At 70.9% G+C, this 11,297-nt stretch carries 10 protein-coding genes; 6 read left to right on the top strand and 4 right to left on the bottom strand.

The genetic code is table 11. The features are described from left to right. Positions 1 to 12: 12 nt before the first annotated feature. On the bottom strand, positions 13 to 1,056 hold the full coding sequence (locus BLT76_RS19015) for a hypothetical protein (protein ID WP_139175689.1): 1,044 nt from the start codon (positions 1,054 to 1,056) through the stop codon (positions 13 to 15). A 19-nt stretch (positions 1,057 to 1,075) separates the two neighbouring features. Between BLT76_RS19015 and BLT76_RS19010 the strand changes: the two genes are divergently transcribed. The 6 genes from BLT76_RS19010 to BLT76_RS18985 all read left to right on the top strand — a co-directional run bounded on the left by BLT76_RS19010 (position 1,076) and on the right by BLT76_RS18985 (position 7,308). Continuing rightward, positions 1,076 to 1,948 (top strand): NUDIX hydrolase, encoded by an 873-nt coding sequence (locus tag BLT76_RS19010; RefSeq protein WP_090859753.1) that lies wholly within the window; start codon positions 1,076 to 1,078, stop codon positions 1,946 to 1,948. Positions 1,949 to 2,118: 170 nt separating this feature from the next. Further along, complete coding sequence (pstS, locus tag BLT76_RS19005) at positions 2,119 to 3,231, top strand: phosphate ABC transporter substrate-binding protein PstS (RefSeq protein WP_090859751.1); 1,113 nt, start codon at positions 2,119 to 2,121, stop codon at positions 3,229 to 3,231. A 105-nt stretch (positions 3,232 to 3,336) separates the two neighbouring features. Next, a complete protein-coding gene (pstC, locus tag BLT76_RS19000; protein WP_244509488.1) occupies positions 3,337 to 4,299 on the top strand; it encodes a phosphate ABC transporter permease subunit PstC in 963 nt (320 codons plus the stop codon). Then, complete coding sequence (gene pstA / locus BLT76_RS18995; protein ID WP_090859747.1) at positions 4,296 to 5,354, top strand: phosphate ABC transporter permease PstA; 1,059 nt, start codon at positions 4,296 to 4,298, stop codon at positions 5,352 to 5,354. The genes pstC and pstA overlap by 4 nt, the downstream gene beginning before the upstream one ends. Before the next feature lie 18 nt (positions 5,355 to 5,372). After that, positions 5,373 to 6,152, top strand: coding sequence for a phosphate ABC transporter ATP-binding protein PstB (gene pstB / locus BLT76_RS18990; RefSeq protein WP_090859745.1), 780 nt, complete (start codon positions 5,373 to 5,375; stop codon positions 6,150 to 6,152). A 262-nt stretch (positions 6,153 to 6,414) separates the two neighbouring features. After that, positions 6,415 to 7,308 carry a hypothetical protein gene (locus BLT76_RS18985; protein ID WP_218856841.1) on the top strand — a complete coding sequence of 298 codons (894 nt, stop codon included), beginning with the start codon at positions 6,415 to 6,417 and terminating at the stop codon, positions 7,306 to 7,308. Between the two features lie 73 nt (positions 7,309 to 7,381). On the opposite strand, the gene BLT76_RS18980 is transcribed toward BLT76_RS18985, so the two are convergent. The 3 genes from BLT76_RS18980 to BLT76_RS18970 form a co-directional block, all read right to left on the bottom strand. Beyond that, positions 7,382 to 8,401: an inorganic phosphate transporter gene (locus BLT76_RS18980; protein WP_090859741.1), complete on the bottom strand. Its 1,020-nt coding sequence runs from the start codon at positions 8,399 to 8,401 to the stop codon at positions 7,382 to 7,384. Positions 8,402 to 8,405: 4 nt separating this feature from the next. Continuing rightward, positions 8,406 to 9,023 (bottom strand): DUF47 domain-containing protein, encoded by a 618-nt coding sequence (locus tag BLT76_RS18975; protein WP_090859739.1) that lies wholly within the window; start codon positions 9,021 to 9,023, stop codon positions 8,406 to 8,408. Between the two features lie 89 nt (positions 9,024 to 9,112). Then, positions 9,113 to 11,272 (bottom strand): RNA degradosome polyphosphate kinase, encoded by a 2,160-nt coding sequence (locus BLT76_RS18970; RefSeq protein WP_090859737.1) that lies wholly within the window; start codon positions 11,270 to 11,272, stop codon positions 9,113 to 9,115. Positions 11,273 to 11,297: the final 25 nt, after the last annotated feature.

Genomic DNA, 11,297 nt, shown 5'->3' with positions numbered 1-11,297 from the left:
TACACAGGCGGGTCAGCAGGTGGCGAAGAGGACCGGTCCGGTGCTGAGGTCGGAGAGCACGTAGGCGCCGTCGACCGGCTTCAGCGGCAGGGTCACGACGGGGCCGTCGGCGGTGACGTCGCCGAGCGTGAACCGGTCGCTGAACGAGCCGCCCTGGCCGGGGGCCGGTCCCGCGGCGAGGACCGCGCGGCTGTCGGCGTTGGTGCGGGCCTGGTCGTCGTTCTCGAAGGACATCGCGACCAGCACGTCGCGGTCGGGCCGGACGGCCATGGCGAAGGCGGTGAGGGGGTTGACCTCGCCGGCCTCCGCGAGCAGCTGGTCGGCGGTGGCCTGGTCGCTGGGATCGGCCTGGCTCATGGCCAGCGCCGAGCAGGCGTAGTCGCCGCGGAACACCGACGCGGAGAGCGGCTCGCCGACGGCCTCGACCACCTCGGCCAGGTCGTCGTCGGGGTCCCCGTCGCCGCGGTCCTCCACCACCGATTCCAGGTACGACGCCCGGTCGCCCAGCGTGAGCAGGTGCGCGTCGGTGTCGAGCGCGACGTACTGCAGCAGCGGGGTGGAGCCGCGGCCCTCGGCGATCTGCGCCAGCAGCTCGTCGCCGCCCTTCCAGACCCCGGTGTCGTCGGTCGGCCGGGTGTAGCCGAGCGCGTCGAGCCGGTCGCCGAGGGTGTCGAGGTCGACGTCGTCGGGCATCCGCACGACCACCGCCGCGCCGGCCTCGGACTGGGCGAACAGCTCCCACTCGGCCGTCGCCGGCGACCAGCCGAACTCGTCGGCCAGCAGCGGTGCCGACCCGACCAGCGCGGAGGCCGAGGTGAGGTCGGCGTCGTACCCCTGGTCGAGGAGGGTGTCGAGGTCGGCGCCGGTGCCGAGCTCACGCCGTACGTCGGCCCAGGCGGTCCACGAGATCCGCTCGACGTCCGTCGGGGCGAGGTCGAGCGCCCGCTGCAGCTCCGTGCGGTGCTCGGCGCGCCACCAGCGGACGCCGACGACGGCGGCGGCCGCGACCAGCGCGACGGCGAGGACGAGGGCCACCGTCCGCCGCCGTCCACCCATGGGGTGTGAGACTAGCCGCATGGGTCAGCCCCCCGATGTCGTCTCCGCAGGTGCCGTCGTCTTCCGGCCGGGTCGTCAGGTGCTGCTGGTGCACCGCGGGAGGTACGACGACTGGTCCTTCCCGAAGGGCAAGCTCGACCGCGGCGAGCACCGCACGGCCGCCGCGGTCCGTGAGCTCGAGGAGGAGACCGGGCTGCGGGTGCGGCTCGGCGTACCCCTGGGGGACCAGCGCTATCCGGTGAAGGACCGGATGAAGACGGTCCACTACTGGACCGGGCGGGTGGTGGGCGACGACGACGTGAGCCGCTACGCGCTGAACGACGAGATCGACGGCGTGGCCTGGGTCGACGTGGCGGACGCGCGCGAGCGGCTGAGCTACGACTACGACCGCGGGACGCTCGACGAGGCGCTCGACCGGCGTCGCCGCACCCTGCCGCTGGTCGTGCTCCGGCACGCCAAGGCCCGCGCGCGGAGGACCTGGCGCTCCGCGGACCCGCTCCGGCCGCTGCTCGCGGCCGGGCGCGAGCAGGCCGATCGGCTCGGCCCCGTGCTCGCGGCGTACGACGTACGCCGGGTGGTCAGCTCCGACTCGATCCGCTGCGCCGAGACCGTCGCGCCGTACGTGCGTGCGTCGGGGGCGCGGCTGCGCCTGACCGACGGGCTCAGCGAGGAGGCCGCGACAGAGGCGTCGGTGGGCCGGAGCGTCGACCGGCTGCTGGCCCGGATGGACGCCCACGGGGCCGGCGGCCTGCTCTGCACGCACCGGCCGGTGCTGCCGCGGGTGTTCGAGCGCCTCGGCGTGGACGACCCCGCGCTGGACCCCGGGGAGATGCTCGTCGTCCACCTGCGCAAGGGCACAGTCCGTTCCACCGAACGGCACCTGGTGCCCTGACGTCAAGCAGAACCCGGGCAAGTTCACGTGATCGCCGTCTCCCCGGCAGCCGCGCGACTCCGACCGGCCGGTTCGAGTTCACCCCTCGTTCACCGACGGCCCCGGATCCATACACCTCGGCTCCCTACCTTCGCTGATGTCATCAACGTAGAGACATCAGGAGTTCCGAAGTGAAGCGCACTTCCATCCGCCGGGCGATCGTCCCCGGGATCGCCGTCCTCACCCTCGCCCTGACCGCCTGCGGTGCGGGCAACGACAGCGGCGACAGCGGCTCCGGCGACGGCGAGTCGAGCCTGTCGGGCGAGCTCAACGGCGGCGGCGCCAGCTCCCAGGAGAAGGCCGAGGCCGCGTGGGCCGCCGGCTTCCAGGACGCCAACCCCGACGTCACCCTCAACTACGACCCGGTCGGCTCCGGCACCGGGCGCGAGAACTTCATCAACGAGGCCTACTCCTTCGCGGGCACCGACTCCGCGCTCAGCAACGACGAGGGCCAGCTCGACGCGGCCATCGAGCGCTGCGGCGGCGAGTCCGTGATCCAGGTCCCGGCCTACGTCAGCCCGATCGCCGTGGCGTTCAACCTGCCCGGCATCGAGACGCTGAACCTGGCGCCCACCACGATCACCGGCATCTTCAACGGCACCATCAAGACCTGGGACGACGCGAAGATCGCGGCCGACAACCCGGACGCCGACCTGCCGTCCACCGAGATCGTCCCCGTGCACCGCTCGGACGACTCGGGCACCACCGAGAACTTCACCAAGTACCTCGAGGCGGCCGGTGGCTGGGCCGAGGAGCCCGACGGCGTGTGGCCGACCAGCATCAAGGGCGGCGAGGCGGCCGAGGGCACCTCGGGCGTCGTGGGTCGTGTGACCGACAACGAGGGCTACGTGGCCTACGCCGACGAGAGCGCGGTCAAGGACACCGAGCTCGGTGTCGTCGCCGTGGGCGTCGGCTCGGAGTTCAACGCCCCGACCCCGGACGGTGCGGCCAAGGTCGTCGCCATCTCCGAGCCGGCCGAGGACGCCTCCGAGACCAACCTGGCCATCGACCTGGCCCGCGACACGACCGAGTCCGGCGCCTACCCGGTGCTCCTGGTCTCCTACCTGCTCGCCTGCCCCACCTACGCCGACGCCGACGAGGCCGACAAGGTGAAGGGCTTCCTCGAGTACGTCCTGTCGGACGAGGGCCAGCAGGCCGCCGCCGACAACGCCGGCTCGGCCCCGCTCGACGCCGAGGTGGCCTCGAAGGCCCAGGCCGCGGTCGAGAGCATCTCGGCGCAGTGACCTCCGTGGCGGTACGACGCCCCGCGCGGCGTCGTACCGCCACGATCGGGCCGGCCAGCGTGCCGGCCCGGACCCATGTCTGACCAGCCCGAACCAGGAGAGCGCGTGACCAGCACCGCGACCCGTCCGGATCCCCGGCCCGAGGCCGAACCGGACGCCAAGCCCCCGCTCGCCCTCGGCGACCGGGTCTTCAAGGCCCTGTCCGTCGGCTCGGGCGCGCTGATCATGGTGGCGCTCGCCGGGGTGTTCATCTTCCTGGCGCTCGAGGGCTACCCGGGCCTGAGCGTCGACGAGGACTTCTACAACCCCGCGACGACGTTCCTCGGGTACGCCGGCCCGCTGCTCTTCGGCACCGTCCTCGCCGCGGTCATCGCGCTGGTGATCGCGGTGCCGTTCGCGATCGGCATCGCGCTCTTCATCTCGCACTACGCGCCGCGGCGGCTCGCCGTACCCGTGGCGTACCTGATCGACCTGCTCGCCGCCGTCCCCTCGGTCGTCTTCGGCCTCTGGGGCGGTCGCGAGCTCGCCCAGCACATCGGCGGCGCCTCGGTCTGGCTCGAGGAGCACCTCGGGTTCATCCCGCTCTTCGCCGGGCCGGCCGCCAAGAGCGGCAGCACCATGCTGACCGCCGCCGTCGTCCTCGCGATCATGATCCTGCCGATCACCACCGCGATCTGCCGCGAGGTCTTCGCGCAGACCCCGCGCCTGCACGAGGAGGCCGCGCTGGCCCTCGGCGCCACACGCTGGGAGATGATCCGCACCGCGGTCTTCCCCTACGCCCGCTCCGGCATGGTCTCCGCCGTGATGCTCGGCCTCGGGCGCGCGCTCGGCGAGACGATGGCGGTCGCGATGATCCTGTCGGCCTCGCCGGTCGTGACCCTCAACATCATCTCCGGCCAGAGCCCCGCGACCATCGCCTCGAACATCGCCTCCAACTACAAGGAGGCCAGCCCCGACGGCCAGGCGGTCCTGATCGCCACCGGCCTGGTGCTCTTCGCCTTCACCTTCGGCGTGAACTTCCTCGCCCGCTACCTGGCCGGCCGCGGCCAGCGGAGGATGGCCCGATGACCGCGCTCGACACCCGCCCCGAGCGGCCCGAGACCCGGCTCTCCAAGCCCCGGCTGCCGCAGTGGGCACCGCTGCTGGTCCTGGCGGTCGCCGCCGCGCTCGGCGCGCTCGCCTGGCTGATCGGCGCGAACACCGCGCTCTCCGTCCTGGTGGCGGTCGTCGCCTACCTGGTGGTCATGCCGGTCTGGTCGGGCGTGGTCGAGAGCCGCCGCGCGGCGATCGACCGGCTCGCCACCGGCCTGGTCTGGTCGGCGTTCCTCGTCGCCCTGGTCCCGCTCGTCTGGCTGATCGTCACCGTCGTCTCCAACGGCATCTCGACGATCAACCCCGAGTTCCTCACCTACGACATGCGCGGCGTGCTCGGCAACGAGCAGGGCGGCCTCTACCACGCCCTGATCGGCACCCTGCTGATCACCGGCCTCGCGGCCCTGATCTCGGTGCCGGTCGGCATCCTCGCCGCCGTCTACCTCGTCGAGTACGGCGCGAAGAGCCGGATGGCCCGGATCCTGACCTTCCTGGTCGACGTGATGACCGGCATCCCGTCCATCGTCGCCGGCCTGTTCGCGCTGTCGCTGTTCGTGCTGATCTTCGGCCCCGCCGTCCGGCTCGGCTTCGGCGGCTCGGTCGCCCTGTCGCTGCTGATGATCCCGACCGTGGTCCGCTCCACCGAGGAGATGCTGCGGCTGGTGCCCGACGACCTGCGGGAGGCGTCGTACGCCCTGGGGGTGCCGAAGTGGCGCACCATCCTGAAGGTCGTCGTCCCCACCTGCGTCGGCGGCATCGTCACCGGCGTCGTGCTGGCCATCTCGCGGGTCATCGGCGAGACCGCGCCGCTGCTGGTGGTCGCCGGCTTCACCAGCTCGGTCAACATGAACCCGTTCGACGGGCGCATGATGACCCTGCCCGTGTTCATCTACACCCAGTACACCGCCTCGACCGCGCAGGGGCTCAGCTACGCCTGGGGCGGTGCGCTGGTGCTCATCGTCATCGTGATGGCGCTCAACATCGTCGCGCGCATCATCGGCAAGATCTTCGCCCCCAAGACCGGGCGCTGAGGGAGCAAGGAAACCATCATGGCCAAGAGCATCGACGTCTCCGACCTCGACATCTACTACGGCAGCTTCAAGGCCGTCGAGGGCGTCAACATGACCATCCGCGCGCGGGCCGTCACCGCGTTCATCGGCCCGTCGGGCTGCGGCAAGTCGACCTTCCTGCGCTCCCTGAACCGGATGCACGAGGTGATCCCCGGCGCCCGTGTCGAGGGCAAGGTCGTCGTCGACGGGCAGTCGCTCTACGACCCCTCGGTCGACCCGGTCGCCGTACGGCGCCAGATCGGCATGGTCTTCCAGCGGCCCAACCCCTTCCCGACGATGTCGATCTACGACAACGTGCTCGCCGGGAACCGGCTCAACAGCAAGCGGATGAAGAAGTCCGAGGCCGACACCATCGTCGAGAAGTCGCTGAAGGGCGCCAACCTCTGGAACGAGGTCAAGGACCGCCTCGGCAAGCCCGGCATGGGCCTGTCGGGCGGCCAGCAGCAGCGCCTCTGCATCGCCCGCGCGATCGCCGTCGAGCCGCAGGTGCTGCTGATGGACGAGCCCTGCTCGGCCCTCGACCCGATCTCGACCTCCGCGATCGAGGACCTCATCCACGAGCTGAAGTCCGACTACACGATCGTCATCGTCACCCACAACATGCAGCAGGCCGCCCGCGTCTCCGACGACACCGGCTTCTTCAACCTCAAGGCCACCGGCGAGCCCGGCCACCTGGTCGAGTTCAACGCCACCAAGAAGATGTTCTCCAGCCCGGACGAGTCGTCCACCGAGGCCTACATCTCGGGTCGCTTCGGCTGATCGACCCTTCCGATAGTCGCTGACCTTCTGCATCCCGCGAGCCTGCAGAAGGTCAGCGACTATCGGCGCTCTCGGGGCCTGTGGATGACGGCTGCAGGCAGGGAGTCGGCCCAGGCACGCTCCTGTCGTGCCGACGACGGGACCAGCCGGGAGCGAGCACGGGGCGGTCGCACCCGTGCGGACCGATCCTGCCGGGACACAGGGGCCGACTCGCGGGGCGGCCGCGGGGCCCGGGTGGCGACGGTCGAGCCAGGGGCTCTACGTGCCGGCCGGCGTCGAGCCGACGCCGGTCCAGCGGGTGCTGGAGGCGGGCGTGCTGCTGCCACCCGTCGGTGCCGTCACGGGGTGGGGCGCCCTCAGCTGGTACGGCGGGCACTGGTTCTCCGGACTGGCCCGCGACGGTCAGACTCCGCTGCCGGTGCCGATCGCGCTGCCCCGCCGTAGCATCCGCCCGCAGCCGCTGATGCTGATCTGCGAGGAGCGGTTCTCACTGCGGGAGACGACGCTGGTCGACGGCCTCCGGGTGACCTCGGCCGTCCGCTCGGCGGCCTTCGCGATGCGGTACGCACGCAGCCTCCGCGATGCGGTCGTCGCCCTGGACATGGCCTGCTTCCACGACCTGGTCAGCATCGACGAGGTGCGGGTCTGGGTGGACGGGCACCCGAGCTACACGGGCATCGAGCAGGCCCGGGCCGCCGTACTCCTGGCTGACGAGAACGCCTGGTCACCGATGGAGGTCGGGATGCGCCTGGACTGGCCGGGCGGGTCGGTCCTGACCAACCGGCCGATCTTCGACCCCGAGGGCCGGCACATCGCCACCCCGGACCTCGTCGACCCGGTCGCCGGAGTCGTGGGCGAGTACGACAGCGACCTGCACCTCACGGGCAGCAGGCGGGCCAAGGACCTCCGCCGCGAGGAGGACTACCGGGCGTGCGGGCTCGAGCAGGTCACCATGGTCGCGGCCGACGTGCGGGATCCCGGACCGTACCTGGAGCGCGTACGGACGGCGTACGCGCGTGCGGCCCGTCGTCCGGCCTCCGACCGGAGGTGGACCCTGGAGCGGCCGACCTCGTGGGTGGCGACACACACCGTCGCCCGGCGTCGGTCCCTGGACGCCACCGAACGGGCGATCTGGCTGCGCTACCAGGCCAGCTGATCCCGTTGCCTGATGTTCTGTTGCCTGACGTTCTGCAGGTCGGCCGCCTGCAGACCGTCAGGGACTATCGGGGTCAGGGCAGCTGGAAGATGACGTGGCAGACGAAGTAGAGGAACGCGGCGACGGCGCCGGCCATGGGGAAGGTGAGGATCCAGGCGGCGACGATCGACTTGGCGACGCCCCAGCGGACGGCGGAGAAGCGCTTGGTCGCGCCGGCGCCCATCACGGCGGAGGTGATGGTGTGGGTCGTCGAGATGGGGGCCTCGAAGACGAAGGCGGTGGTGTAGAGGACACCGGCGGCGACCGTCTCCGAGGCGAAGCCGCGAGCGGGGTCGAGGTGGATGATCCGGCGGCCGAGGGTGCGCATGATGCGCCAGCCGCCGGCCCAGGTGCCGGCCGAGATGGCGGCGGCCGCGGCCAGGATGACCCAGACCGGGAGGCCGTCGTCGGCGCCGGCGTACCCGCCCGCGACCAGGGCCAGGAAGATCACGCCCATCGTCTTCTGGGCGTCCTGGAGGCCGTGGCCGAGGGCCATGGCGGCGGCGGAGATGGTCTGGGCGAAGCGGAAGCCGCGCTGCACCCGGTGGGGGTTGCGGCGGCGGAAGATCCACATGATGGCCAGCATCACCAGGAACGCGGCGCCGAAGCCGAACAGCGGCGAGGCGATCATCGGGAGGACGACCTTCTCGACGATGACGTCCCACTTGACCGTGGTGCCGGAGGCCAGCGCCGCCCCGACCAAGCCGCCGATGAGGGCGTGCGAGGAGGACGAGGGGAGGCCGTAGTACCAGGTGATGAGGTTCCAGGTGATCGCGCCGAGCAGGCCGGCCATCACGATCACCAGCGCATGGTTCTCGTGCCCGGAGCTCGAGTCGATGCTGATCACGCCCTGGACCGTCTTGGCGATCTCCTGGCCGAGGAAGGCGCCGATGAAGTTCATGACCGCGGCCATGCCGAGGGCGATGCGGGGGGTCAGCGCGCGCGTCGAGACCGAGGTCGCGATCGCGTTCGCGGCGTCGTGGAAGCCGTTGGTGTAGTCGAAGACCAGGGCGACGGTGACGACCGCGACGACCAGCGCGAGGGTGGAGTCCACGCCCTCAGGACTCCTTGACCGCGATCTGCTCCACGATGTTGGCGACCTTCTCGAACGCGTCGATCGCCTCCTCGAGAGACTCGACGATGTCCTTCAGCTTCAGGACCTCGATCGTCTTGTACTCGCCACTGAAGAGCTTCGCGAGGGTACGACGGTGGTTCTTGTCGCCGGCGTTCTCGAGCCGGTTGATCTCGATCCAGAACTCCTCGAGGGAGCCCGGCGAGGACAGCTGCGGCATCGCGGCCGAGGTGAGCTCGGCGCAGCGCTGCAGGATCTCGGCCTGCGTCGACAGCTCCGGCGGCAGCACCTTCACCTCGTAGAGCAGGATCAGGTCGACGACCTCGTCCATCATGTCCATCACGTCGTCGAGTCCCGACCCGAGCGAGTAGATGTCCTCGCGGTCGAACGGCGTGACGAACGTCGAGTTCACCTTGCGGAAGAGGCGGTGCGTCGTCTCGTCGGCGGCGTGCTCGGCCTCGCGCATGCGACGTGCGACGTCGGCGTGGTCAGCGCCCTCGGCGAGCATCTCGGACAGCAGAGCAGCGCCGGTGACGAGGTGATTCGCCGACTCGGTGAAGAGGTCGTAGAACGCAGTGTCGACCGGTCGGAAACGCAAACCCACGGAGAACTCCTGGTGAGGAGGTGCAGAACGCCATCATGCTAGGGGGTGGCGTCCCGAACGACGCAAGTCAGGCAGCCCTCAGGCGCCCCTCACGCACTCGGCCGGCGGCGTCGCTGCTGCTCGATGAGCGTCTCCTGGAGGTGTACCGAGCCGTCGTTGCGGGTCCACTCCCCGTCGCTGTCGAGCAGCCACGCGGAGGTGTCGGCGTCGAAGGCGAGGTCGAGCAGCTCGCCGATCGCGCCGATGCTGTCCTCGCCGGGCAGCCGCACCAGCACCTCGACGCGGCGGTCCAGGTTGCGGTGCATCATGTCGGCCGAGCCGATCCAGGCGACCGGCTCGCCGCCGTTCTCGAACCACGACACCCGGCTGTGCTCCAGGAACCGGCCGAGCACCGAGCGCACCTCGATCGTCTCCGACAGCCCCGGTACGCCGGGCCGCAGCGCGCAGATCCCGCGCACCAGGAGCTGCACCGGTACGCCGGCCTGCGAGGCGAGGTAGAGCGCGTCGATGACCGCCTCGTCGACGACCGAGTTGGCCTTGATCCGGATCCGGGCGGGCCGGCCGGCGGCGTGGTGGGCGATCTCGCGGTGGATCTGGTCGACCAGCCCGGTCCGCACCGAGTCGGGCGCGACCAGCAGCTCGTCGTACGACGCGTTGCGCGACCAGCCCGACAGGTTGTTGAACAGGTGGGCGACGTCCTCGCCGATGGTCTCGTTGGTGGTGATCAGCCCGAGGTCCTCGTACATGCGCGAGGTCTTGGGGTTGTAGTTGCCGGTGCCGATGTGGGTGTAGCGGCGGATGCCGCCGCCGCTGGCGCCCTCGTCGCGGACCACGAGCGCGAGCTTGCAGTGGGTCTTCAGGCCGACCAGGCCGTAGACGACGTGGCAGCCGGCCTGCTCCAGCTTGCGGGCCCAGCGGATGTTGGCCTGCTCGTCGAAGCGGGCCTTGATCTCGACGATCACCAGCACCTGCTTGCCGGCCTCGGCCGCGTCGATGAGGGCGTCGATGATCGGGCTGTCGCCGGAGGTGCGGTAGAGCGTCTGCTTGATCGCGAGCACGTGCGGGTCGGCGGCGGCCTGCTCGATGAAGCGCTGCACCGAGGTCGCGAACGAGTCGTAGGGGTGGTGCAGGAGCACGTCGTTGCGGCGGGTGGCCTTGAAGACGTCGACGGGCGCGGCCGACTCGACCTCGGCCAGCCGGTAGTGGGTCGTGGGCACGAAGGCGGGGTACTTCAGCTCCTCGCGCCCCAGGTCGGCGATGCCGTGCAGGCCGCGCAGGTCGAGCGGGCCGGGGAGGCGGAAGACCTCCTCCTCGCGGACGCCGAGCTCCTCCTTCAGCAGCTCCAGCACCGAGTCGGAGATCGACTCCTCGACCTCGAGGCGCACGGGCGGGCCGAAGCGGCGGCGCAGCAGCTCCTTCTCGAGCGCGGCGAGGAGGTTCTCGGCGTCGTCCTCCTCGACCTCCAGGTCCTCGTTGCGGGTGACCCGGAAGGTGTGCACCTCCAGGACCTCCATGCCGGGGAAGAGCCGCTTGAGGTGCTCGCGGATGACGTCCTCGAGCGGCACGAAGCGCTGGTTCCCGAGCGGCACGAAGCGCGCGAAGATCGGCGGCACCTTGACCCGGGCGAAGTGCTCCTTGCCGGTCTTGGGGTTGCGGATCAGCACGGCCAGGTTGAGCGAGAGCCCCGAGATGTAGGGGAACGGGTGGGCCGGGTCGACGGCGAGCGGGGTGAGGACCGGGAAGACCCGGTCCTTGAACAGCCGCTTGCAGGCCTTCTGCTCCTCGCGGTCGAGGTCGTCCCAGCGGACCAGGTCGATGCCGGCCTCCGACAGGGACGGCACGATGTCGTCGCGGAAGACCCGGGCGTGCCGCTCGCTGAGCCCACGGGTCGTCGACCAGATGCTCTCCAGCACCTCGCGCGGCATCAGCCCGGAGGCGGCGCGCACGGCCAGGCCCGCGGCGATCCGGCGCTTGAGGCCAGCCACCCGGACCATGAAGAACTCGTCGAGGTTGCTGGTGAAGATGGCCAGGAACCGGGCCCGCTCCAGCAGCGGCAGCGCGGGGTCCTCGGCGAGCTCCAGCACCCGCTGGTTGAAGTGCAGCCAGGAAAGCTCCCGGTCGAGGAAGCGGTCGTCGTACTTCTCGACCGCGGCGAGGGCCTCGTGGTCGGGGACGTACGGCGGCTCCACGTCGAACGGCTCCTCGGGAGGGGCCTCGCTCGAGGGGGCCGGGACGATCTCGGCTGACATGCCGCCAGTGTGGCACCGGAGGGTG

The organism is Nocardioides lianchengensis (assembly GCF_900101465.1).
Lineage (GTDB): Bacteria > Actinomycetota > Actinomycetes > Propionibacteriales > Nocardioidaceae > Nocardioides > Nocardioides lianchengensis.
Note: the sequence above shows the minus strand (reverse complement) of the source record. Positions and strands in the feature narration are given on the sequence as shown.